Genomic DNA, 22,619 nt, shown 5'->3' on the forward strand with positions numbered 1-22,619 from the left:
TCCGGAACGCACCCAACGTCTCCGCGAGAGGGCGGTAGTCCCTGGAGCGGCGCGCTTCCAACCTTTCGGCCACGTTCCGCAGGTTGAATCATTTGACCAATGACGTTTCACTATTTCGGCGTCTAAGAAAATTCAATCTTCTTTTTTCTCGCGAGTAAGAATTCGGGGAACGGTCGCGGAGGCTCTCTGTATAAAGGAAAATTCGTGATAGGTTACTTCTAGCGGTATCTTCAGGGATATTTTTGCGCTATTCAAATTCCGCTCATACTATTCCTGCGTCAAGATTAACCGGGCTAATGAGGTGTCAACGAACGTGACTATCTCCACGCGTTCGATCGAGCAGCTTGTCGAAGTAGTGCAAAAGCTGTCTCTCGCACAGGATATGCAGCAGATTACCACCCTTGTACGCACGTCGGCCCGCCAACTGAACCGGGCCGACGGCGCCTCGGTGGTTCTTCGCGACGGTGACGAGTGCGTATATGTCGATGAGGACGCAATCGGACCTCTCTGGAAGGGTCAGCGCTTTCCAGTTAGCTCCTGCATTAGCGGCTGGGTTATGAACAACCGCGAACCAGTTGCGATTCGAGATATCTACAAGGATCCACGCATTCCCGCCGAGAGTTACCGGCCCACGTTTGTCCGAAGCCTGGCGATGGTCCCCATCGGAGCGCAAAACCCCGTCGGAGCAATCGGCAATTACTGGGCATCGCCGCACACAACGACACCGGAGCAAATCAAGCTGCTGCAGGCGCTCGCCGAATCGGCCGCGGCGGCGATGGAAAATCTCCGCGTTCGTCAGGAGTTGCAGGAGAGTGTCCGCCAGCGGACCGCGGAGCTCGAAGCCGCAAATCTGGAGTTACACGCCGAATCCGTCCTCCGCAAACGCATGGAAGCCGAAATCCATCGGCTTTCGCTTACGGACGACCTGACCGAATTCAATAACCGCCGAGGCTTCCTATTCCACGCTGAACAGTTGCGCAGGCTTGTACATCGCTTCAATACCCATGGATGGCTCATCTACATCGACCTGGACGATTTGAAACAGGTCAATGAGACGCTCGGTCATGAGGCGGGCGACCGTCACATCCTAGACGCAGCCAAGGTCTTGCGCGAAAGCTTCCGCGACGCGGACGTCGTAGGCCGCATCGGCGGCGATGAATTTGCGGTCTTCGCGACGGGTTCAACGACTCCGGCAGCTGAGATCGAGGAACGGATCGCCGCCAATATCGATCATCACAACCGTTGCTTTCCCAGCCAGCCGCCTCTCTCGATGAGCATCGGCATCGTCCGTTGCGACGCGCAATCCGCCTATTCTCTCGAAGATATGATCCATCAGGCGGACGCAGCCATGTACATCGAAAAGCGCCGCAAGCGCCACCGCCAGCGCGAAGCCCTGGGCAAGTAAACCTGGTGAGCCGAGTCGGCCACGAATCCAGCTACGAATCCGTCCGACGCCCTTCATCCGATACAATCGACAGGGCAAGAGAAGCGAGCCAGCTCGACTATGACCAGCCTTTTCGATCTCTACAAAATCGGAGTCGGGCCTTCCAGTTCTCACACCATGGGGCCGATGACGGCGGCCTTCCGATTTGCGGACGATCTGGCTGGAGCAGGCCGTTTGGCAAGCATCCACCGCCTGCAGGTCGATCTATACGGCTCTCTAGCTCTCACCGGCATCGGCCACGCTACCGACCGCGCAATCCTTCTCGGCCTGAGCGGCAATTTCCCCGCAGGCATCAATCCCGAAGATATCGAACCAATCATCCGGCAAGTCCGCACGACTCATCGGCTCACTCTGGCTGGTAAGCACGCAGCTGATTTTCATGAAGACTCCGACTTACTGTTCCATCGCGACCAGATGTTTCCGCCCGGCGCAACCACACAGCATCCCAACGGAATGCGATTCACCGCCTTCGACCAAACTGGGACGGTGATCGAATGCCGCACCTGGTTCTCCATTGGCGGAGGCTTCATCGTCGAAGATGGCCAGGAGACGACGACCGCGGCTCTGCTCAGAAATCCGGTGCCGTATCCCTTTCGCAGTGCCGCTGAGCTGCTCGATCGTTCCCACACCCACTCGCTTTCCATCGCGGAAATCATGCTGGCGAATGAAGTGGCGATCCTCCCCGATCAGGATGGCGCTCCTATCCTGGCGCAAGAGCGCATCCGGCAGCGAATCCTTTCCATATGGCACGCCATGCAGGATTGCGTCGCTCGCGGCATCGCGACGGAAGGAATTCTTCCCGGCGGCCTCAACGTCCGCCGCCGCGCGCATCGCCTGGCGGAGCGGCTTCGCGAACGGCAACAGGAGCAACGGCCTTCAGACCCGCTTGCGCCGCTCGACTGGGTCACGGTTTACGCCATGGCGGTCAATGAAGAGAACGCCGCTGGCTGCCGCGTCGTCACCGCGCCGACCAACGGCGCGGCAGGCGTAGTACCGGCTGTCGCACACTACTACAACAACTTCATTCCCGGCGCGAATGAAGAAGGCATCCTGCGTTTCTTTCTCACTTCGGCCGCCATCGGCATCTTATATAAAGAAAATGCCTCGATCAGCGGAGCGGAGGTTGGCTGCCAGGGAGAAGTCGGCGTCGCCTGCTCGATGGCTGCCGGCGGTCTCGCAGCCGCGCTGGGCGGCACGGCTGGACAAATTGAGCATGCCGCGGAGATCGCCATGGAACACAACCTCGGCATGACCTGCGACCCCATCGGCGGACTTGTCCAGATTCCCTGCATCGAGCGCAACGCCATGGGCGCAGTCAAAGCCGTTCACGCCACCCGCATCGCGATGCAGGAGCCGGAAGAACACAAAGTCTCGCTCGATCAGGTCATCCGCACGATGTACCTCACCGGCCTCGACATGCAATCCCGCTACAAGGAAACGTCTCTCGCAGGTCTTGCGCTCAACATTATCGAGTGTTAGTGAATCAAGCGTTAGTTGTACTAGCAACCGTTGCCAATACCCCGAACATTGGATAGTCACACCGCTGCGAATTCTCGTAAGCTGTTTCCATGCCAGAATCCGAGCAAACAGACGGCCAGCTCCACGAGCCAAATCTCCAGGAAGCAGATATCCAAGAACCAGAATTGGCCGCTGCCGTCGATTCGCTTGAGCCTTCAACCCAGCCTGAAATTCAAACCGCGTTGCTGACGGAGCCGGAGCCTATTCAAGAGGCGGATAAGCCGCGCGGCATTGCTCCCATCTGGCATACCGTTGTGCTCATTCTCGCAATTCTCGCTTTCTCGATCTGGGGAGCAATCCGTCCGGACACACCGAGCATCAATCCCCTCGCGCCTGTTCAACACTCAGATCGTACCGCTCATGCAACCAACTCCGACGGCCCAGACCAGGTACGCGTTATCCGCTACGCTCTGACCGGCATACTCGAACTGATTGTTGTCGCCTGGGTTGCATTCGGACTGCGTCTGCGCAAGATTCCATTCCGCTCCCTCTTCGGCGCGTGGCCCAGCGGATTGAATGACTTCACCAAGGAAGCCGCTATCGCGGCAGCCTTCTGGGTCTGCTCCATGATTGTGCTCGGATCGGTCGCCTTCACGTGGAACTTCGTCGAAACCCGGATCGACGATCATCACGCCGCAGCCAAGGCCAGCAATCAGCAGTATTCGCAGTCACCGCCGCAGGCCAGGCCTCAGACCCAGTCTCAGTCCAGTTCGCAGGGCAACGCAAAAAGCAAGCCCGGCACAGCTCCTGCAAACCAACCGTCCATCCGAAAGGACCAGGCAGATTCGATTCGCCAGCTCATGGAACTCGCGCCGGCCAACGGATTCGAGATCGCCGCATGGGGCCTGCTATGCCTGATTGTCGGTTTCTCGGAAGAGCTGATCTTTCGCGGCTATCTTCAGTCGCAGGGCATCGCTCTGCTACACCGCGTCCCTCTGAGCCTTGTGCTGACGGCGCTCGTCTTCGGCGCAGCCCATGGATATGAGGGCGTGCGCGGCATCGTGATCATCGCCGTCTACGGCATGCTCTTCGGCGGCATCACACTGCTGCGAAGAAATCTCTTTCCCGGAATGCTCGCGCACAGTTGGCACGACTTCGCCACCGGCATAGCTCTTTCCATTCTGCGCTCCACGCACTTTCTCGATCATCTTCCGCTTTCAAAATGACGCTGCTCTTCCGAAGCGCACAAGAATTCTCCGCTTGCCAACACTGCCTCCGACTCAATACCGTGTGTTGACTTCAGATTCCTGTCTAAGACACAACACAAACCACGGAGGCCCGCATGTGGAGCTATGACAGCGCAAACGGAAATCTCAGCCAGGACGGCGCTTTCGTCGGTACCGGCTACTCCGGCTTCGGCAACGGAGTCAATAATCCTGCCGAAGAAATGGACGCCGACATCGGACCGGTCCCGCGCGGTAACTACACCATCGAACCATTCTTCGATGACCCCGGCGGCAAAGGCCCCATCGTGGCGCATCTCGAACCCGCACCGGAGAACACGATGTTTGGCCGCACAGGATTCATGATCCACGGTGACAACGCCGCGATGAACCACACCGCAAGCCACGGCTGCATCATCCTTGCTCGCGACATTCGTCAACAGATTTCCGACTCGGGCGACACCGCGCTCGAAGTCGTGTAGGTAACGTGCAAGAGGTGCACGCGGATAAATGGTCGATCAAACAATCGATCAGCGACCGATCCAATCTTGGAAATTACTTCCCCTCGAAGGTCATCGAAACGGAACTAATGGCGTCAAAAAATAAGATTGCGAATTTTTCTCTTGACACGCATCGAGCATGAATCTATATCTTCATCCATTGCAGCAGATGTTCCAGAGCTGCAATCTAAATATTCTCCAGGGAGAATAGTCAACCAACCTCAGGCAAGCATCACAAAAAAGGCAACGAAGAAGGGGACGCAAACAGCGTCCCCTTCTTCGTCTCTGCGGCATCCCGCCGTTGATAATAATCTCAGTATGACTCGACGCCGCTGGATCGCCGACACCTTTACCGACAGCACCGCAAGTCTCCTCGGTGCACAGGCTGAACATCTTGCACGCGTCCTGCGAGCACAGCCCGGAATGAATGCCGACGTTGTGGCCGGTGCACGCGTTTATCACGCGACCATCGCAAGCGTAGCCAGCGAAGAAGTAGTCTTCGCGCTTCTGGAAGAGATCCCTGCCGAATCAGCTCTGCCCATCACTCTGTTGCTCTCGATCTTCAAATTCGACCGCATGGAATGGGCCATTGAGAAAGCCACGGAGCTCGGCGTAGGCAGCATCGTTCCCGTGATCGCCCGTCGAACAGAGAAACATCTCGCACAAGCCGCCGATAAGCGCGTCGAACGCTGGCGTCGATTGGCGCAGGAAGCAGCGAAACAATCCCGACGTGCCGACATTCCCGCTATTGCAGAACCCATCGCACTCGCAGCACGCCTCGCGCAGACATCGAGCGCGCAACAAATCCTCTTAGCCGAAGATGAGCAAAACAACACACTTCGCCGGCGCATCGAAACCGCACTGGCATCTGCGGAATCAGAGCTGCCTGACTTTGAATTGGCCATTGGACCCGAAGGCGGCTGGACTCCCGAAGAACTCACGCTCTTCGCCAAACACAACTGGCAATCCGCATCTCTCGGCCCAAGAATTCTGCGCGCCGAAACCGCCGCGATCACAGCCCTCGCCATCACATCCGCTCTGCTTTAACAAAGTAGAGGCAACGAGGTTGGCGAATCATCACTGCTCTCCGATCCCTGTTCCCTGTCTCTACCCCCGCTCCACCTGGTAGTGAAACGGCGCTCCGGCTTCCGCAGCCATGGAACGCACCGTCTGCAAAAACGCGGTGGCGGCATAGGACAGCTTCATATTCCTTCTATACACCAATCGCAGCAGCCGCCGAAATTCCAGCTCATCGACCGGAACAGCAACCAGATCACCCGTCTCAAGTTCGCGGGCTACAGTCAGTCGCGGCACCAGCGCAACTCCGTTGCCCATGGCGACAAATCGCTTGATCGCCTCAATGGAAGGCAACTCGATCCGCATGTGCAATGGCGTGCGGTGACGTTCAAACGCTTCAATCACTTTCCGCCTCAACGGGGAGGGCACGTTGTGTGCCACAAAGGTCTCCTCGCCGAGATCGGTAATCGAAACCCGCTTTGCACGAGCCAGTGCATGATTTGGATTCACCACAAACGCCAGCGTATCTGCGTATACGGCCACGGATCGATACTGCTCCGTATCCGGCTTGAACGAGATGACGCCTAACTCGAAGATCCGGAGATTCAGTTCCTCCGGAATCCGGCTCGCGAGCGAGCGATGCACCGTTACATCGATCTTCGGATGCAGCTTGCGAAAGGCATCGAGCACCGGCAGCAGATACAGACACGTATATTCATTCGCAGCAAGCTGCAACCGCCCGCGCTCCAGTGACTTCAGTTCCTCCATCGCAGACGAGGCCTCGCGCCGCAGCGCCAGCAATCGCGTCGCGTACTCGCGCAGCAACTCGCCCGCAGCGGTCAGCGAACCATCCCGCGCCGCGCGGTCCAGCAGCACCTCGCCAACCGACTCCTCCAGCTTGCGAATGACCTGGCTGATGGCCGGCTGCGTCCGATGCAGCCGCACCGCCGCGCGCGAAAAGCTGCGCTCCTCCGCAACCGCCAGAAACGTCTCCAACTGATGCAATTCCAATATTTTGGCCCCCAATGGCGTGCATAAGGAATTGTAATCGAATACCAAACAAGAATAACTTTGCGTTATACAACCCTGATCGGCGAAACTGTCTCAGTCAGAAAAGTTTTGCCCACAGGATTCTCATGCCGACTGATACCAACCATGTTCTGATCTTCGATACCACCCTTCGCGACGGCGAGCAGTCCCCAGGCTGCAGCATGACCACCCAGGAAAAGCTCTCGATGGCCCACGCCCTCGAAGACCTCGGCGTCGATATCCTCGAAGCCGGCTTCGCGATGGCCTCGGAAGGCGACTTCGCCGCCATCGCCACCATCACGCAGGCCATCCGCGCGCCGCGCATCACTTCTCTGGCCCGGGCCAAGCGCGAAGACATCGAGATGGCCGCGCGCTCGTTGGAACACGCCGACCGCGCCCGCATCCATGTCTTCCTCGCTTCGAGCGACCTGCATCTCGAATTCAAGCTCAAGATGAGCCGCGAACAGGCCCTCGCGCAGGCGGCCGAGTCCGTGCGCCAGGCGCGCAGCCTCTGCGACGACGTCGAGTTCTCACCCGAAGACGCCACCCGCTCCGACCGCGACTACCTCGTCGAAATGGTGCGCGTCGCAATTGAAGCCGGCGCCACCACCATCAACATGCCCGACACCGTCGGCTACAGCACGCCAGAGGAATACGGCCAGATGTTCCGCGAGGTCCGCGAGCGCATTCCCGCTATTGACGCCCAGGGCATCATCCTTTCCTCGCATTGCCACGATGATCTCGGCCTCGCGGTCGCCAACTCACTCGCCGCAGTAGCCGCCGGAGCACGCCAGGTGGAGTGCACCATCAACGGCGTAGGAGAACGCGCTGGCAACGCAGCCCTCGAAGAGGTTGCCGCCGCTCTCTACGTGCGCGCCGATCACTACGGCATCACCACTGCAATCAAGCTCGACAAGCTCTACCCCACCAGCCAGACCCTCGGCCAGCTCATCACCTTCGGGCCCTCCCCCAACAAGGCCATCGTCGGAGCCAACGCCTTTGCGCACGAATCAGGCATCCATCAGCACGGCATGTTGGCCAACCCGCTCTGCTACGAAATCATGACGCCAGCCTCCGTCGGCGCAGCCACCACGACGCTGGTCCTCGGCAAGCACTCAGGCCGCGCCGCTTTGCGTAATCGTCTCGAACAACTCGGCTTCACCATTTCGCGCGAAGAACTGCAGCAGACCTATTACCGCTTCGTAGCCCTCGCCGACCGCAAGAAAAATATCTACGACCAGGACCTGATTGGCCTGTTGCCGCAGCAGATTCGCGACCGCCGCCCAATATCCTACGCCGAAGTCGACTAACTTAGCTCAACAGAGAAGGAACGCATGAAACTGAAATTATTGGTCGTAGCCGGAGACGGCATCGGCCCGGAAGTCGCCAACGAAGCAGTCTCCGTACTTCGCCTCGTCGCCAACGCCAGCGGTCATGAACTGAAAATCGAAGAGAAGCGCATCGGCGGCATAGCCATCGACACCGACGGCACTCCGCTCCCGGAAGACACTCTGAACGCCGCTCTTGCCTCCGACGCCGTCTTCCTCGGCGCAGTCGGGGGCAACAAGTGGAATGCCCTGCCGCCCAATACGCGCCCCGAAGCCGGCCTGTTGCAGCTTCGTGCCGCGCTCGGTGGCTTCGCGAACCTGCGGCCTGCGTTCGCCATTAAAGAACTCGCTGTCAACAGCCCCCTGCGCACCGAAGTCATCGAAGGCGCCGACATCCTCTTCGTCCGCGAATTGCTCGGTGGTCTCTACTTCGGCCAGCCCCGCGAATGGAACAAGATTTCCGGCGAGGCATGGAACACCATGCGATACACCAACGAAGAAGTTGTGCGCGTCGCCCGCATCGCTTTCCAGCTCGCCCAAAAGCGCGGCAAGAAAGTCACCTCCGTCGATAAAGCGAACGTGCTCGAAGTGTCGCAGCTCTGGCGCGCCGTCGTCACCGAGGTTGCAACAGAATTTCCGGACGTGACGCTTGAACACCAACTCGTAGACTCCATGGCCATGCTTCTAATGACCAGCCCGCGCAACTACGACGTCGTCCTCACCGAAAACCTTTTCGGCGACATCCTTTCGGATGAATCCGCCGTCATCACCGGCTCGCTCGGCATGTTGCCCTCAGCCACGATCGGCGGCGCGGTCAATCTCTACGAGCCGATTCACGGCTCCGCGCCCGATATCGCAGGCAAAGGCCTCGCCAATCCGCTCGGCGCAATCCTCACCGGAGCGCTGGTCCTTCGTCACTCCGCGGGCCTTGAAGCAGAAGCGGTAGCCATCGAGACCGCGGTGCGCAAGGTTCTCGAAGCTGGCTTCCGCACAGCGGACCTGGCTCGCGGAAATACTTCAGACTTCAAAGTTCTTTCGACCACCGAGATGGGCAAGCAAGTCCGCGAAACCGTCAGTACATTGCTCTCCGCACCAGTCAACTAAAAGCTCCACGAGTGAGTGAAGGGTACGGGCTTTAGCCCGTACATCAGCAAGCAAATCAGGAAGGGGCTTTAGCCCCTGAGGGTCATCTAAGTTATGAGCAGTCAACCAAAAACACTCTTCGAAAAAGTATGGGAGCAGCACGTAGTCGCCGAGCCAGCGGGCGAACCCACGCTGCTCTACATAGACCTGCATCTCATCCACGAGGTTACCTCGCCGCAGGCATTCGAGGGCCTGCGCCTCACCGGACGCACGGTGCGCCGTCCCGACCGCTGCGTCGCCACCGTGGACCACAACGTGCCTACGCTGCTCGCCGAGCGCTTCAACATCGTCGATCAGATCGCAGCCAAGCAGATCTCGACCCTGCGCGAAAACTGCAAAGAGTTCGGCATCGAACTCTTCGACATTGGCAGCCGCGAGCAAGGCATCGTCCACGTCATCGGCCCCGAACTCGGCATCACCAAGCCCGGCATGACCATCGTCTGCGGCGACAGCCATACCAGCACGCACGGCGCATTCGGAGCGCTCGCCTTCGGCATCGGAACCAGCGAAGTCGAGCACGTTCTCGCCACGCAGACCCTACCGCAGGGCAAGCCGAAGACCTTCCGCATCAATGTAGAAGGCAAGCTGCCCAGGGGCGTCACGGCGAAAGACATTGTCCTCGCCATCATCGGCCAGATCGGCACCGACGGCGCGACCGGCAGCGTCATCGAATACGCAGGCTCCGCCATTCGCTCGCTCTCGATGGAAGGCCGCATGACCATCTGCAACATGAGCATCGAAGCAGGCGCGCGCGCCGGCATGATCTCTCCTGACGAGACCACTTTCGCGTATCTCAAGGGCCGCCGCTACTCGCCGCAAGGCGCTGCATGGGACGCAGCCGTCGCTGAATGGCGCAAACTTCCCAGCGACCCCGGCGCAAAATTCGACCGCGAACTGATCATCGACGCAACCACCCTCGTCCCCTACGTAAGCTGGGGCACCAGCCCCGGCATGGTCGCGCCGATTACAGCCTCCGTTCCCAACCCAGCCGACGCTGAAACTGAAGGCGAGCGTCGCGCCTTCGAACGCGCCCTCGAATACATGGACCTCAAAGCCGGAACACTGCTCGAAGAGATCAACATCGACCGCGTCTTCATCGGCTCCTGCACCAACTCACGCATTGAAGATCTGCGCGCCGCCGCCGGCATCGCCAAGGGCCACAAAGTCTCCTCGCATGTTTCCGCGATGGTCGTTCCCGGCTCCATGGCCGTCAAGGAACAAGCCGAAGCCGAAGGCCTCGATCATGTATTCAAAGAGGCAGGCTTCGACTGGCGCGAGCCTGGCTGTTCGATGTGTCTGGGCATGAATCCTGACATTCTCTCGCCTGGCGAACGCTGCGCTTCCACCAGCAATCGCAACTTCGAAGGCCGCCAGGGCCGCGGCGGACGCACGCATCTCGTCTCGCCGGAAATGGCCGCAGCCGCAGCCATCGCCGGGCACTTCGTCGATGTGCGCAAGTGGTCAGAAATTCAGGAAGCAGTGGAGGCAGCAAACTAACATGGAACCCTTCAAGACCATCACATCGCTCGCCGCTCCACTCGATCGCGTCAACGTCGACACCGACCAGATTATCCCCAAGCAGTTTCTCAAGCGCATCGAGCGCTCCGGCTACGGCGAATTCCTCTTCTTCGACTGGCGCAGAATTCAGGAAGGCCCTAACGCCGGCGAACCCGACTCAGCCTTCCCGCTGAACAACTCAAAGTACAAGGGCGCAAAGATCCTCGTTGCGGGTAAAAACTTCGGCTGCGGCTCCAGCCGCGAACACGCCGCCTGGGCGCTCAGCGACTTCGGCTTCCGCGCCGTCATCGCCCCCAGCTTCGCCGACATCTTTTTCTCGAACGCAGGCAAGAACGGCATCGTCCTCATCCGGCTTAGCGAAGAACAGGTCGCATTGCTTCTGAACCGTGCAGCAACCACGCCAAACTATCAGCTAACCGTCTCACTCGAAGCCCAGACCGTCACCGACGCCGAAGGCTTCCACGCCACTTTCGAAATCGATCCCTTCCGCAAATACTGCCTGACCGAAGGCCTCGACGACATCGGCCTCACCCTGCGCCACGCCGCCGCCCTCGATGCCTTCGAAGCCCAACACGACGAAGCCAACTGGCTCAAACCTCGAGCGTAGTACCCAACCTATAAGGATTAAAGAGTACACATGACCGTTGAAGGTAAGCGCCAGAGCATCCCGTTGACCGAAGGCCCAAATCGCGCCGCCGCACGCAGCTATCTGCGCGGCGTCGGATTCAGCAAAGAGGACCTGCACAAGCCCATTATCGGCGTCGCCAACACCTGGACTGAAATCGGCACATGCAACATGCATCTGCGCGATATCGCTGAAGCCGTCAAGCAAGGCATCCGCGAAGCCGGCGGCACTCCGATGGAGTTCAACACCATCACCATCTCCGACGGCATCACCATGGGCACGCAGGGCATGAAGGCCTCGCTGGTCTCCCGCGAAGTCATCGCCGACTCCGTCGAGCTCGTCGCGCGCGGCAACCTCTTCGATGGCATCGTCGGCATCGGCGGCTGCGACAAGAACATGCCTGCCATCATCATGGCGCTCTGCCGTCTCAACATACCCGGCCTCATGCTCTATGGCGGGTCGATTGCTCCGGGCAAGCTCAACGGCAACGACATCACTATCTTGAATGTTTTCGAAGCCATCGGCTCGCACGCACGTGGAGCCATCGACGACGCTGGCCTCGAAGCCGTCGAAGCGGCCGCGTGTCCCGGAGCCGGAGCCTGCGGCGGCCAGTTCACTGCCAATACCATGGCCATGGCTGCTGAGATCCTCGGCATCTCGCCGATCTATCTCTCTGGAGTTCCCGCGACCTCGCCCGACAAGCACGAAGCCTCGCGCCAGGCCGGCCACATCCTCATGGATGCCGTCCGCGCCAACCGTCGCCCCTCCGACATCATTACCCGCGCATCGATCGAGAATGCCATCGCCTCGGTCGCAGCCTCGGGCGGATCGACCAACGGCGTCCTGCACTTACTCGCAATCGCACGTGAGATGAACATTCCTCTCACTATCGACGACTTCGACCGCATCAGCGATAAGACGCCTTTCATCTGCGACCTTTCTCCCGCAGGGAAATACGTCGCCTCGGATTACCAGGCCGCGGGCGGATCGCGTCTTCTCGCTCAGCGCATGATCAAGGCTGGTCTCGCAGATGGCTCTGTGCTTACGATCAGCGGCAAGACTCTCGCCGAAGAAGCAGCCCAGGCAGTCGAGACTCCCGGACAGCCCGTCATCAAGACCTTCGAAGCGCCGATCAAGGAACATGGCGGTCTGGTCATCCTCAAGGGCAACCTGTCGCCCGAGGGCTCTGTGATGAAGATCGCCGCAGCGGATCGCGTCGAACATCGCGGTCCGGCCCGCGTCTTTGACTCCGAAGACGATTGCTTCGCTGCCGTGCAGGCGCAGAAGATCAACCCCGGCGACGTGCTAGTCATCCGCTATGAAGGCCCCAAAGGCGGCCCCGGTATGCGCGAAATGCTCCAGGTCACCGCAGCCGTCAGCTCCAACGCGGCTCTCAGCGCCACCGTAGCTCTTATGACCGACGGCCGTTTCAGCGGCGCCACTCGTGGATTTACAGTCGGCCACGTCGCACCGGAGGCGCAGGTCGGCGGCCCCATCGCACTCATCCGCGAAGGCGACATCATCCACTTCGACATTCCCAACCGCAAGCTCACGTTGGAAGTCAGCGAAGACGAGCTCGCAAAACGCAAAACACAATGGAAGGCCCCCGATCTGCGCTTCAAGACTGGCGTCTTCGCGAAGTATGTTGACCGCGTGAAGTCCGCGTCAGAAGGCGCAATCACCATCTAGGAAGGCATGCACATGGGACTCTTCGACAAATTGCTCGGCCGGAGGCAGCAGGACAATTCGCAGGAAGCAGTCCTTATTCATTTCGATCTGGGGTCCAAGTCGAACGGTCATCATCTCGGGTTCGACGACATGGTGGACCTCGAAGAAAAATTGATTGCAGTCATTGAACGCCATCATGTGGGCGAGCTGGATGGAAACGAAATTGGAGAGACGGACGGAACCATCTTTACTTACGGACCCGACGCAAACCGTCTGTTCACAGTGGTTGAACCGGTCCTTCGAGGCCACCCTCTAAGCAGAGGAGCCCGAGTTGTCATTCGCAAAGGCGGCCCAGGTTCACCGCAGACCGAAGTTCGTTTGTAAACACAATGGATAGCAAGAACGAGTCGCAATCAAGACTAAGGAAGGGAAATCTTCCATGAGCAATCACGACGAGAAAGAGAACAACGCGCACCTCACAACCCCGACCCGCCTGACTGGCTCAGAGATCGTCTGGGCCACGCTGGTCGGCGAGGGCGTCACGGAAGTCTTCGGCTACCCTGGCGGAGCGATCCTGCCCATCTATGACGCGTTGCGCAAGTTCCCCATCCACCACATCCTCGTGCGCCACGAGCAGGGCGCGGCGCACATGGCGGACGGCTACGCGCGCGCCAGCGGCAAGGTCGGCGTGGCCATGGCCACCAGTGGCCCCGGCGCGACCAACCTGGTTACCGGCATCGCCACCGCCATGATGGATTCCATCCCCATGGTCTGCATCACTGGCCAGGTTCCGAGCAAGGTCCTCGGCACCGATGCCTTTCAGGAAATCGACATCACCGGCATCACACTGCCCATCACCAAGCATAATTTCCTCATCACGCGCACTCAGGACATCGCGCCAGCAATCCGCCAGGCCTTCCAGATCGCAAAATCCGGACGCCCCGGCCCGGTCCTGGTCGATATCACCAAAGACGCGCAGCAATCCGCCGCGATCTTCGACTTCGCCGCGGCTAAACCTGCGCCCTACGAGCCACACCCGATGCTCTCGGTGATGGGCACACACCTGCGCGAAGCCGCCGACCTCATCCGCACCGCCAAGCGCCCCGTCATCCTCGCCGGTCACGGCATCCTGCAATCGAACGCAGGCGAACAGATCCGCACTCTGGCCGAGCGCATGCAAATCCCCGTCGGAACGACCCTCCTTGGCCTTGGATCATTCCCTGCCTCGCATCCCCTCAATATGGGCATGATGGGCATGCACGGCGAGTCCTGGGTCAACCACGCCATTCAGGAAGCCGACCTGCTCATCGCCTGCGGGATGCGCTTCGACGACCGCGTCATCGGCACGCCCTCGACGTATTCCCCCAACTCAAAGAAGATTCACATCGAGATCGACCCTGCCGAGATCAACAAAAACATCAAAGCCGACGTAGCGCTCGTTGGCGATCTGCGCAACGTTCTCGAACAACTGCTCCCGCTGCTCCCAGGCCGGGACGGCTCGGCGTGGCTCAACACCATCGCCGCAAGCAAAGGCACCGCCGCCGTCCGCGACATCAAGAACCTGCCGGACAGCGGGCACCTATACGCAGCCCACGTCATGCACGACCTCTGGCGCATCACCGAAGGCCGCGCCATCGTCTCGACCGACGTAGGCCAGCACCAGATGTGGGAAGCGCAGTACTATCGCCATGACTACCCGCGCACCCTCATCACCTCCGGCGGCCTGGGAACCATGGGCTTCGCGCTCCCATCCGGAATCGGCGCCAAAGTCGCGTGCCCGGACAAGGAAGTCTGGGTGATCGCGGGCGACGGCGGCTTCCAGATGACAGCAGCCGAGCTTGCCACCATCGTCCAGGAAAAGCTCAATGTCAACATCGCCATCATCAACAACGGCTACCTCGGCATGGTCCGCCAGTGGCAGGAGTTCTTCTACGAGAAGAACTACGAGTCCACCCCGCTCGTCAGCCCCGACTTCGTCAAGCTCGCCGACGCGCACGGCATACCAGGCCTGGCCGTTCGCACTCGGGCCGAACTCGAATCCGCAGTACAGACCGCGCGCAGCCACAACGGAGCGTTCCTGCTGAACTTCCTCGTCGAACAGGAAGACTCCGTCTACCCGATGATTCCCGCGGGTTCAGCCCTGCACGAAATGATCCGGCGACCAGACAATCCGCTGGTCGAGAAACCGCAGGACTAATAGCGAGTGTGAAGTGTGCAGTGTGGAGTGTGAGAAGCAAAAACACACTTCGTACTTCACACTTCACACTTGCCTTTCCCCGAAAGGCCATTATGCTGCACACATTCGTAGCCTATGTCGAAGACAAACCCGGCGTACTCACTCGGGTCGCCTCGCTCTTCCGCCGGCTTAACATCAACATCATCTCGCTCGCGGTCGGTCACAGCGAACGCCCCGGCATCTCGCGTATGACCATCGTTTGCGATGCGCCCGATCAGGCCGCAGACCGCATTCGCGCCAGTCTCTATAAGCTGGATGACGTCGTCGACGTCGATGACATCGCCAAGGCGCCTAACGTCACCCGCGAACTTGCGCTCATCAAGGTGGCCGCAAACGCACACAACCGGTCCCACATCTTTGAGCTTGCTGAAGTCTTCCGCGCCCGCATCGTCGATCTGGCTCCGGAATCGCTGATGATCGAGATCACCGGCGTCGAAAGCAAGATCGAAGGCCTCATCCAGGTGCTTAACGAAACCGAAGACCGTGTCCTCGAAGTCTGCCGCAGCGGTAAAATGACCATGCGCCGCGGCAAGCACTCCACCGGAGTCCTCCGCGCCATGGGCGCTGGCGAACCCGACATCCCCAAACCCGGCAATCTGCCGCTCGAAAACGGCCCGGACAACTTCGCCGACAACATCTAAACCAGTGCGGGTGCCCCACATCTCGCTTTTGAGATGTGGGATCGGAACAAGCCTGCTAACTTGCTAACTCGCCAATGCCGCAAAGCGGCGCTAACCCGCTAAAAGGAAAACTAAGAACATCATGGCCAAGACCTACTACGATCACGACGCAGACCTCACCCTGATCCAGGCAAAGAAAGTCGCAATCATCGGCTACGGCTCCCAGGGACACGCTCACGCCCTCAACCTCAAGGACTCGGGCGTTGATGTCCGCGTTGGCCTCTCGGAATCGAGCAAATCCCGCATCAAAGCCCAGAAGGCCGGCCTCGAAGTCGGCACCCCGACCGAAGTCACCAAATGGGCAGACATCGTCATGATGCTTGTCCCGGACCAGACGCAGGCCAAGCTCTACGCGGACGAAATCGGGCCAAACCTCACCGCCGGCAAGCTCCTTCTCTTCGCCCATGGCTTCAACATTCGCTACGACTGCATCGTTCCCGCCGCCGGAATCGACGTCGCGATGGCCGCGCCCAAAGCCCCCGGCCACCGTGTGCGCGAAGTCTTCACCGAAGGCGGCGGCGTCCCCGGCCTCATCGCTGTCCACCAGGATGCCACCGGCACCGCCCACGCGCTCACCCTCAGCTACCTCAAGGGCATCGGCTGCACCCGCGCCGGGGTACTCGAAACCACCTTCACCGAAGAGACCGAAACCGACCTCTTCGGCGAACAGGCCGTGCTCTGCGGCGGCGTCAGCCATCTCATCAAAGCTGGCTACGAAACCCTCGTCGAAGCCGGCTACCAGCCCGAGAGCGCCTACTTCGAAGTCCTGCACGAGCTCAAGCTCATCGTCGACCTCATCTATCGCGGCGGCCTGGCCTACATGCGCTACAGCATCTCAGACACCGCCGAGTGGGGCGACTATGTCTCCGGCCCGCGCGTCATCAACGACGAGAGCAAGAAGGCCATGAAGGCCATCCTGACCGACATTCAGGATGGGACTTTCGCCAAGCGTTTCCTCGCAGACCAGAGCTCCGGCCGCAAAGAATTCCAGGCCTTCCGCGACGCCGAAGCCCAGCACCCAATCGAGAAGATCGGCAAGACCCTCCGCGCCAGCATGCCCTTCCTAGACCCAGTCACCGTCGAAGAAGTCGCCAAGACCCGATAGTCAACACGTCGCCCATCCGGACCCCATCCTCACCGGCTACTCTGTTTTCCGGTAAGGATGGGTTTGCCGACATCCTTCCTTCAAAGGACAAACGAACGAATCCTATGGCAATCAGCGATGCATTGACGAACCAACCGATATTAGCTAACATAAGCTAGCAGGTTTCCGCCATGCACTCAGCCACCATCTTCGAAGCCAAAACGAATCTATCTGAGCTGATTCAGCGCGCCCAACAAGGTGAAGAGATTGTCATCACCTCCGGCCGCGAACACAAGCCAGTTGCGCGGTTGGTTGCTGTCGATCCCAAACCGGCGAAGCAGCGAATTGGTTTTCTAAAAGGACAAGGTGGAATCGGCCCGGAGTTCTTCGAACCCCTGCCGGAGGATGAGCTCCGGCTTTGGAACGGCGAAGGCGAATGAGATTCCTGCTTGACACTCATACCTTGATTTGGGCCGTCTACAATCAGGACTCGCTCTCAACGCATGTGCGTCAAACCTTGGAGCTTTCAGACCACGAAATGATCGTATCTGCAGCCTCCGCCTGGGAGATCGCAACAAAGCATCGGCTTGGCAAATTACCCACGGCCAGAATCCTGGCAGAAGATTTCGTGTCTGTCGTCACGCAGTCCGGTTATACCCTCCTTGCAATTTCGCCGGAACATGCGCTTCGTGCTGGACGCCTCCCGGGTAACCATAAAGACCCATTCGATCGTATGTTGGCCGCTCAAGCAATCCACGAAGACCTCACTCTGCTGAGCAACGATGCTGATCTCGACACATTCGGCGTCCGGCGCGAGTGGTGATCAGGCCCTCAACTTAGGTCTAAATCAAATCCTTGGCGAAAGCCGCTCCCATCTCGGGAACCCCAGCATCCAATTCTTCGTAATCCACACATCGCACCACCTGCCGAAACCCGCCATTCAATTCATCCGATAAACTGAGGATTGTGCAGAAAGGGCCGACGCAATGCAGACCGTGATTCCCCCGTCCATGATTCCGGAAACGCCCACACCTCTGGGCGAAGTCATGGCGGCCATCGATCGCATTCCCCCGCTGCAAGGCCTGCCCGCCGATCAACGCGAGTGGCTGGCGCGACGCGGGCAAGAGGTCCGGGCCAAGGCCGGCGATGTCCTCTTTGAAGAGGGTGATCCCGCTGAGCAGATGATGCTGATCCTCAAAGGCGAACTCCATGTCCGCCGCACGCGCAACGGAGCGATGGCGCTCTTTATCGGCCGCAGTGGCCAGATGACCGGAGTCCTGCCTTTCTCCCGCATGACCAGCTATGGCGGCCAGGGCTTTGCGGCCTCGGACGTGTGGGCGATCATCTACCACAAATCCATGTTTCCGGAGATACTCGAGGTCATTCCCTCGTTCGGCCAGCGGGTTGTTTCGACCCTCCTCGACCGCGTCCGGGAAGTCACCCGCATCGAACAGCAAAGCGAGAAGCTTACCGCGCTGGGCAAACTGGCTGGCAATCTCGCCCACGAGCTGAACAATCCATCCTCCGCTGCGCAGCGGGCCGCCGGCGGCATCCTCACTGAACTGCACTCCATCGGCGACGGGCGCTATCGGCTCGTCGCTCTATGCCTCACCCCTGAGCAGGTTCTGGCCGTGCAGAATTGGGAACGCGACGTGCGCGCACGCTCGCAGGCCGCGCTCCTTGCCGATCAGGTCGAGGTAGCCGCGCTCGAAGATGAAATCAGAGGGTGGATCGACCGTCACAGCAGCCGCGAGGCCTGGCCGGTGGCTCCCGACCTCGCCGAACTCGGCGTCGCAGCGGCCGACCTTGACCCGCTTCTCGGCTTTCTCGATCCAAACGCAATTCAGGTCGTCCTAGAGCAGTTCGCCTCCACCCTGCGCGCCGAGCACTACGCCCAGGCCATGCTGAGTTCGACCAGCCGCATCTTCGACCTCATCAGCGCCATCAAGACGTATTCCTACATGGATCGCGCCCCGATTCTCGAGGTGGACGTACCTGCCGGGCTCGACGCTACGCTGCAAATGCTCCAGTCGCGCATGGGGAAGATCAATGTCATACGCGAGTACGAGCCGGAGCTGCCCACCATCAGCGCCTACGGCAGCGAACTGAACCAGGTGTGGACGATCCTGATCGAGAACGCCATCGACGCCCTCGCAAAAATCGACCGCAGCAAGAACCCCGAGAAAAAGGGTTGCCTTCGCGTCGTCTGCAAGCTTGAGGGTGACATGATTCTGGTGGAAGTCTGGAACGACGGTCCCGACATTCCCAAGGAGTTGCAGGACCGTATCTTCGAGCCATTCTTCACCACCAAGCCGCCCGGTCAGGGCCTGGGACTGGGGCTCGACAACGCGACACGCATCGTGCGCAAGCATCGCGGGCATCTGGGCGTGCGTTCCGAAGACGGCGCAACCTGCTTCCGGGTGCGCCTTCCGCTCAATCAGCTGCAAGCCTATTAAACTCCCAACGTTTGCAAGCAAAAGAAATCGAGACAGGTCGCTCAATCCCCTGTCCCGATTCCATGTTTCACCGCTGCTTTTTTGGGATTACTGCTTAACCAGATCCCCGCTTTCGTCCCGGATCTCAATCGGTCCCAGGTTGAGCTTTTCCAGATCCGGCTGGATCTTGGCCCGGTCGCCCACCGCAACCACAATCAGGTTCTGCGGATGGATGTAATCCTGAGCAGCCTTCGCTACCGCCTCCGGAGTCACCGCCTCAAAGGCAGACGGCAGCTTCTGAAAGTAATCGTTGGGCAGTCCATAGACAAATAGCTGCGACATCAGCGCCGATTCATTGCCGACAGTCTCAAACTCGCCCGGCAGCGAGCGCAGTGCATTGTCTTTCGCAAGCTTGAGTTCATCCGGAGTTGCAGGATCGGTATGAATCCGATTCAGCTCCGAGAAAAGCTCCCGCGCAGCTGGACCGGTAACGTCCGTTCGTACCTGAGCGCCTGAGAAGGACGGTCCTCCGCCCCGATAGAACATGAATCCCGAGAAGGCTCCGTACGTAAAGCCATTCTTCTCACGGAGATTCATATTGATGCGGCTAGAGAACAGGCCTCCGAGAATGCTGTTCATTTCAGTCACGGCCGGGTAGTCCGGTGAGTTGCGCGGCACGCCGAGGCCAAAGGCAATCAACGTAGTCTGCGGCGATCCCGGCTTGTCCACCAGTACGATCTTGCGCTCCGGTGCGCTCGGCGCAGGGGGAAGATGGGTCTCCGATGCGTTTCCGGTCGCGGCCCAGCCGCCGAAGTATTTGTCCGCCATACGCTTCGCTTCCGACTCCGTGAAATCGCCGGCCAGGATCAGCGCGGCGTCTTTAGGGGTGTAATGCGCGGCCCAGAACGAGGAAAGATCCGTCTGCGTCGTCGCCTTCACCGAGGCGGTTGTCCCAACTGCCCGGAAACCGTAGGGCTGTTCGCCGTAAACCGCCTTCTGTCCTACGCGAAGGGCAGAAAGCACCGGATGATCCCCTTCCTGAAGAATAGCCACCAGCCGCTGCTTGCGAATGCGCTCTACCTCCTCAGCCTTGAAGGCCGGATGCAGCGCCGCATCGGCAAGCAGTTCCATCGCGCCGCTGGTATTGTTGCTCAGCGCTCCTACGGACATCGTCGCAGAATCCATCGTCGCGTTCGACCCGAGGTTCGCACCGATCTGTGCGACATCGTTGGCCAGTTGCGTGGACGACCGCGTCGTCGTTCCCTCTGTCAACATGCGAGCCGCAAAGGCCGCGAGGCCCGGCTTATCGGTGGGATTATTCTCACCCCCGGCAAGCGTCACCAGCGAAGCGCTCATCACCGGCAGCGCGTGCTCCTCAATCAAATAGACCTTCATCCCGTTGGCAGCGGTAAACGTCTTTGGAGTCGGCAAGTGCAGCGTCGGCTCCGGCCCCGGCTTGGGAGCATCCTTGCGCCAGTTCTGCGCCGTCTCAAACTCCGGCGTATACGGCGGAACAACCTTGACGTTGGCGTCCGTATCCTCGGGGCTGCGCGGAACATCGTCCGTAACCTTCTTGCCGGAGACGCAATAGACCACTACGCGTTGATTTTTGCCAAATACTGTTTGTCCAACCTGCTTCACGCTGGCCGTGGTTACCGCTTCATACCGCGCCACATCCTTGGGAAGATAGCCCGGATCATGCAGGTACTGGTTGTAGCGATCCATCATGTCGGCCACGCCGCCAAAGCCGCCCAGCCGCTGCAATCCCTGGATCAACCCGGAGAGCAGCTTGTTCCGCGCCCGGTTCAGTTCGGCCTGCGTCGGCCCCTCGGTACGCAGCGCCTCCACTTCCTTGTCGAATGCGGCCTCCAGATCTTCGAGCTTCACTCCGGGGCGCGCCAGAATGTCGCATTGCGCAATCGACGTCACCATCTTGGACTGGTTGTTACAGGTCACACTCTGTGCCACCTGGGTCTCGTATACCAGCTTCTGATAGAGCCGGCTGACCTTGCCACCGCCGAGAATACTGAGAAACATATCCGCATCGGCATCGCCGGGTTTATACGCTTCCGGCGTAAGCCATGCGACCGTCAACCGCGGAAGTTGCACCGTATCGGTCACTGTCACGCGGCGCTCGGTGGTGATCGGCGGAGTCTCGACCTTGATCTTTTCCACCGCTGGACCGGTCGGAATTGGCGCGAAGAACTTAGCGACCTTGTCCTTGATCGTGGCTGCGTCAAAGTCGCCCACAATCGCAATGCTCGCATTGTTCGGCGTGTAGAAGCGATGGAAGAAATCCCGCACGTCGAGCAGCCGCGCTGCCTCAACATCGGCATGCGAGCCGATAATATTGCCGTAGTAGGGATGGCCCTTGGGAAACAGCAGATGCCCCATCGCCTCGTCGGCCACGTCGTAAGGCTGGCCTTCATCCTGCCGCAACTCATTGCGGACTACGTCGCGCTGGTTGGTCAGCTTGGCGCGATCCAGCGTCTCAAGCAGAAAGCCCATGCGATCGCTCTCGAGCCAGAGAGCCAGATCGAGCTGGTTGCTCGGAACCGTCTCGAAATAGTTGGTCCGGTCGTAGTCCGTCGTTCCGTTGATGTCCGTCGCGCCTACGCCTTCCAGGTACTTGATGTGCGCCTTTTCGCCCACATGCTCCGAACCCTCGAACATCATGTGCTCAAAGAGGTGCGCAAATCCTGTGCGACCAACCTTTTCATTGACCGGGCCCACGTGATACCAGAGATCCACGGCCACCAGCGGAAGTCGATGATCTTCCCGGAGAATCACCTCAAGGCCATTCGGCAGTGTGTACTTCTCGTACTTGAGATCGGGAACCTTCAGCGGAGCGGCAGCAGGCTCAGCAGCGGCCAGAGCCTGCATGCTGAAAAACGCTGTCATGGCCAGCGCCGCAATCTGCAGCATTCCGCTGCGCCAGTGGTCAAAAGCCTTGTTCTTCATGGAATCTCCGCAACACGTTAATAGACAAAGTTCTCATTTACCGCATACGCAAGTTCGGCTCCCGCCGGTTCCGCCAATCTTCACCGGACACACACGCTCCGGAGCGAGTTCTGCCTGAAAAAATACGAATCCAGAGTTTTTGGATAAGGATGAGACGCCGTAGCGGAGAATCGGAAATCGAATCGAATCGCGAAAACACACTTCCGGCGACGAAACCTGCGGATTCGGCACGTTGCCTAGACGACGCAAACTCCGCGGGAGATCTCTGAT

19 protein-coding genes are annotated in these 22,619 nt (G+C 59.5%); 17 read left to right on the top strand and 2 right to left on the bottom strand.

The annotated features are described in order from the left end of the window. The first annotated feature begins 313 nt into the window (after positions 1 to 313). The 5 genes from OHL23_RS20425 (at position 314) to OHL23_RS20445 (ending at position 5,672) form a co-directional block, all read left to right on the top strand. Complete coding sequence (locus tag OHL23_RS20425) at positions 314 to 1,405, top strand: sensor domain-containing diguanylate cyclase (protein ID WP_263353811.1); 1,092 nt, start codon at positions 314 to 316, stop codon at positions 1,403 to 1,405. A 99-nt stretch (positions 1,406 to 1,504) separates the two neighbouring features. Further along, positions 1,505 to 2,923 (top strand): L-serine ammonia-lyase, encoded by a 1,419-nt coding sequence (locus tag OHL23_RS20430; RefSeq protein WP_263353812.1) that lies wholly within the window; start codon positions 1,505 to 1,507, stop codon positions 2,921 to 2,923. 89 nt (positions 2,924 to 3,012) lie between these two features. Beyond that, a complete protein-coding gene (locus OHL23_RS20435; protein ID WP_263353813.1) occupies positions 3,013 to 4,128 on the top strand; it encodes a CPBP family intramembrane glutamic endopeptidase in 1,116 nt (371 codons plus the stop codon). A gap of 116 nt (positions 4,129 to 4,244) precedes the next feature. Beyond that, a complete protein-coding gene (locus OHL23_RS20440; protein WP_263353814.1) occupies positions 4,245 to 4,607 on the top strand; it encodes a DUF2778 domain-containing protein in 363 nt (120 codons plus the stop codon). Positions 4,608 to 4,943: 336 nt separating this feature from the next. Next, positions 4,944 to 5,672, top strand: coding sequence for a 16S rRNA (uracil(1498)-N(3))-methyltransferase (locus OHL23_RS20445; RefSeq protein WP_263353815.1), 729 nt, complete (start codon positions 4,944 to 4,946; stop codon positions 5,670 to 5,672). A 60-nt stretch (positions 5,673 to 5,732) separates the two neighbouring features. On the opposite strand, the gene OHL23_RS20450 is transcribed toward OHL23_RS20445, so the two are convergent. Further along, positions 5,733 to 6,638 (bottom strand): LysR family transcriptional regulator, encoded by a 906-nt coding sequence (locus OHL23_RS20450; protein WP_317891710.1) that lies wholly within the window; start codon positions 6,636 to 6,638, stop codon positions 5,733 to 5,735. Positions 6,639 to 6,778: 140 nt separating this feature from the next. On the opposite strand from OHL23_RS20450, the gene OHL23_RS20455 reads away from it, so the two are divergent. The 12 genes from OHL23_RS20455 (at position 6,779) to OHL23_RS20510 (ending at position 19,409) form a co-directional block, all read left to right on the top strand. After that, complete coding sequence (locus OHL23_RS20455; RefSeq protein WP_263353817.1) at positions 6,779 to 7,981, top strand: 2-isopropylmalate synthase; 1,203 nt, start codon at positions 6,779 to 6,781, stop codon at positions 7,979 to 7,981. A 24-nt stretch (positions 7,982 to 8,005) separates the two neighbouring features. After that, complete coding sequence (leuB, locus tag OHL23_RS20460) at positions 8,006 to 9,103, top strand: 3-isopropylmalate dehydrogenase (RefSeq protein ID WP_263353818.1); 1,098 nt, start codon at positions 8,006 to 8,008, stop codon at positions 9,101 to 9,103. 93 nt (positions 9,104 to 9,196) lie between these two features. Next, positions 9,197 to 10,639 carry a 3-isopropylmalate dehydratase large subunit gene (leuC, locus tag OHL23_RS20465; RefSeq protein WP_263353819.1) on the top strand — a complete coding sequence of 481 codons (1,443 nt, stop codon included), beginning with the start codon at positions 9,197 to 9,199 and terminating at the stop codon, positions 10,637 to 10,639. Between the two features lies 1 nt (position 10,640). Next, the gene (gene leuD, locus OHL23_RS20470) at positions 10,641 to 11,267 is read left to right on the top strand and encodes a 3-isopropylmalate dehydratase small subunit (protein ID WP_263353820.1); all 627 of its coding nucleotides are present in this window, start codon (positions 10,641 to 10,643) and stop codon (positions 11,265 to 11,267) included. Between the two features lie 30 nt (positions 11,268 to 11,297). Then, positions 11,298 to 12,974 (top strand): dihydroxy-acid dehydratase, encoded by a 1,677-nt coding sequence (ilvD, locus tag OHL23_RS20475; protein ID WP_263353821.1) that lies wholly within the window; start codon positions 11,298 to 11,300, stop codon positions 12,972 to 12,974. Positions 12,975 to 12,986: 12 nt separating this feature from the next. After that, positions 12,987 to 13,337 carry a hypothetical protein gene (locus OHL23_RS20480; RefSeq protein ID WP_263353822.1) on the top strand — a complete coding sequence of 117 codons (351 nt, stop codon included), beginning with the start codon at positions 12,987 to 12,989 and terminating at the stop codon, positions 13,335 to 13,337. A 55-nt stretch (positions 13,338 to 13,392) separates the two neighbouring features. Next, positions 13,393 to 15,150: a biosynthetic-type acetolactate synthase large subunit gene (gene ilvB, locus OHL23_RS20485; protein ID WP_263353823.1), complete on the top strand. Its 1,758-nt coding sequence runs from the start codon at positions 13,393 to 13,395 to the stop codon at positions 15,148 to 15,150. Between the two features lie 92 nt (positions 15,151 to 15,242). Then, positions 15,243 to 15,830: an acetolactate synthase small subunit gene (gene ilvN, locus OHL23_RS20490; protein ID WP_263353824.1), complete on the top strand. Its 588-nt coding sequence runs from the start codon at positions 15,243 to 15,245 to the stop codon at positions 15,828 to 15,830. A 121-nt stretch (positions 15,831 to 15,951) separates the two neighbouring features. Next, positions 15,952 to 16,974 carry a ketol-acid reductoisomerase gene (gene ilvC / locus OHL23_RS20495; RefSeq protein ID WP_263353825.1) on the top strand — a complete coding sequence of 341 codons (1,023 nt, stop codon included), beginning with the start codon at positions 15,952 to 15,954 and terminating at the stop codon, positions 16,972 to 16,974. Positions 16,975 to 17,144: 170 nt separating this feature from the next. Next, entirely contained in the window at positions 17,145 to 17,393 is a 249-nt protein-coding gene (locus OHL23_RS20500) for a type II toxin-antitoxin system Phd/YefM family antitoxin (RefSeq protein WP_263353826.1), read from the top strand. Next, positions 17,390 to 17,776 (top strand): type II toxin-antitoxin system VapC family toxin, encoded by a 387-nt coding sequence (locus tag OHL23_RS20505; protein WP_263353827.1) that lies wholly within the window; start codon positions 17,390 to 17,392, stop codon positions 17,774 to 17,776. The genes OHL23_RS20500 and OHL23_RS20505 overlap by 4 nt, the downstream gene beginning before the upstream one ends. A gap of 163 nt (positions 17,777 to 17,939) precedes the next feature. Beyond that, a complete protein-coding gene (locus OHL23_RS20510; RefSeq protein ID WP_263353828.1) occupies positions 17,940 to 19,409 on the top strand; it encodes a sensor histidine kinase in 1,470 nt (489 codons plus the stop codon). 87 nt (positions 19,410 to 19,496) lie between these two features. Here the strand turns inward: OHL23_RS20510 and OHL23_RS20515 are convergent, their stop codons facing one another. After that, complete coding sequence (locus tag OHL23_RS20515; RefSeq protein ID WP_263353829.1) at positions 19,497 to 22,349, bottom strand: M16 family metallopeptidase; 2,853 nt, start codon at positions 22,347 to 22,349, stop codon at positions 19,497 to 19,499. Between the last annotated feature and the right edge of the window lie 270 nt (positions 22,350 to 22,619).

The organism is Acidicapsa acidisoli, assembly GCF_025685625.1.
Lineage (GTDB): Bacteria > Acidobacteriota > Terriglobia > Terriglobales > Acidobacteriaceae > Acidicapsa > Acidicapsa acidisoli.

Excerpts from the sequence above, each read along its gene's own strand:
- OHL23_RS20430 (WP_263353812.1), top strand. The coding sequence starts at position 1,505 with ATGACCAGCCTTTTCGATCTCTACAAAATCGGAGTCGGGCCTTCCAGT.
- OHL23_RS20435 (WP_263353813.1), top strand. The coding sequence starts at position 3,013 with ATGCCAGAATCCGAGCAAACAGACGGCCAGCTCCACGAGCCAAATCTC.
- OHL23_RS20440 (WP_263353814.1), top strand. The coding sequence starts at position 4,245 with ATGTGGAGCTATGACAGCGCAAACGGAAATCTCAGCCAGGACGGCGCT.
- OHL23_RS20445 (WP_263353815.1), top strand. The coding sequence starts at position 4,944 with ATGACTCGACGCCGCTGGATCGCCGACACCTTTACCGACAGCACCGCA.
- OHL23_RS20455 (WP_263353817.1), top strand. The coding sequence starts at position 6,779 with ATGCCGACTGATACCAACCATGTTCTGATCTTCGATACCACCCTTCGC.
- leuB (WP_263353818.1), top strand. The coding sequence starts at position 8,006 with ATGAAACTGAAATTATTGGTCGTAGCCGGAGACGGCATCGGCCCGGAA.
- leuC (WP_263353819.1), top strand. The coding sequence starts at position 9,197 with ATGAGCAGTCAACCAAAAACACTCTTCGAAAAAGTATGGGAGCAGCAC.
- leuD (WP_263353820.1), top strand. The coding sequence starts at position 10,641 with ATGGAACCCTTCAAGACCATCACATCGCTCGCCGCTCCACTCGATCGC.
- ilvD (WP_263353821.1), top strand. The coding sequence starts at position 11,298 with ATGACCGTTGAAGGTAAGCGCCAGAGCATCCCGTTGACCGAAGGCCCA.
- OHL23_RS20480 (WP_263353822.1), top strand. The coding sequence starts at position 12,987 with ATGGGACTCTTCGACAAATTGCTCGGCCGGAGGCAGCAGGACAATTCG.
- ilvB (WP_263353823.1), top strand. The coding sequence starts at position 13,393 with ATGAGCAATCACGACGAGAAAGAGAACAACGCGCACCTCACAACCCCG.
- ilvN (WP_263353824.1), top strand. The coding sequence starts at position 15,243 with ATGCTGCACACATTCGTAGCCTATGTCGAAGACAAACCCGGCGTACTC.
- ilvC (WP_263353825.1), top strand. The coding sequence starts at position 15,952 with ATGGCCAAGACCTACTACGATCACGACGCAGACCTCACCCTGATCCAG.
- OHL23_RS20500 (WP_263353826.1), top strand. The coding sequence starts at position 17,145 with ATGCACTCAGCCACCATCTTCGAAGCCAAAACGAATCTATCTGAGCTG.
- OHL23_RS20505 (WP_263353827.1), top strand. The coding sequence starts at position 17,390 with ATGAGATTCCTGCTTGACACTCATACCTTGATTTGGGCCGTCTACAAT.
- OHL23_RS20510 (WP_263353828.1), top strand. The coding sequence starts at position 17,940 with ATGCAGACCGTGATTCCCCCGTCCATGATTCCGGAAACGCCCACACCT.
- OHL23_RS20515 (WP_263353829.1), bottom strand. The coding sequence starts at position 22,349 with ATGAAGAACAAGGCTTTTGACCACTGGCGCAGCGGAATGCTGCAGATT.